Annotated in this window: 1 rRNA gene; it reads left to right on the forward strand. The window is 62.3% G+C overall.

Features of this window, described 5'->3' with window-relative positions:
• Positions 1–223 precede the first annotated feature (223 nt).
• A 23S ribosomal RNA gene (locus AC1AXT_RS08750) occupies positions 224–520 on the forward strand; the annotation flags it as partial.

Below are 520 nucleotides of genomic sequence, written 5' to 3' on the forward strand. Positions count from 1 at the left end.
GGAGGGTGCTTGGCGGCGGCGCGTGGGGTGGCGGTTTGAGAACTGGAGAGTGGACGCGGGCAGACGATGGTCCGGTTTGGACTGTTGTCTGCTTGTACTGTGCGCCATGGCCCTGGCTTTTGGGTTTGGGGTTGTGGCGTGTATCGTTTGTGATCGTTTTTGTGTGATGATCTAGTTGTCGTTTTGGTTATCTTGTTGGGCCGGTTGCCGGCAGCCTTGTTGGGTTGCTGGTGATCAGGGCGCATGGTGGATGCCTTGGCAGACAGTACCGATGAAGGACGCGTGGGGCCGCGATAGGCCTCGGGGAGCCGCCGACAGGGCTTTGATCCGAGGGTGTCCGAATGGGGGAACCCGCCAGCCGTCATGGGCTGGCACCAGCCGCTTTGCGGCTGGGGGGTACGCGGGGAAGTGAAACATCTCAGTACCCGCAGGAAGGGATACTCCGTGAGTAGTGGCGAGCGAAAGCGGATCAGGCTAAACCGCGTGCGCGTGATACCCGCCGGGGGTTGCGTGCGCGGCG

The organism is Bifidobacterium sp. LH_450 (genome assembly GCF_056356715.1).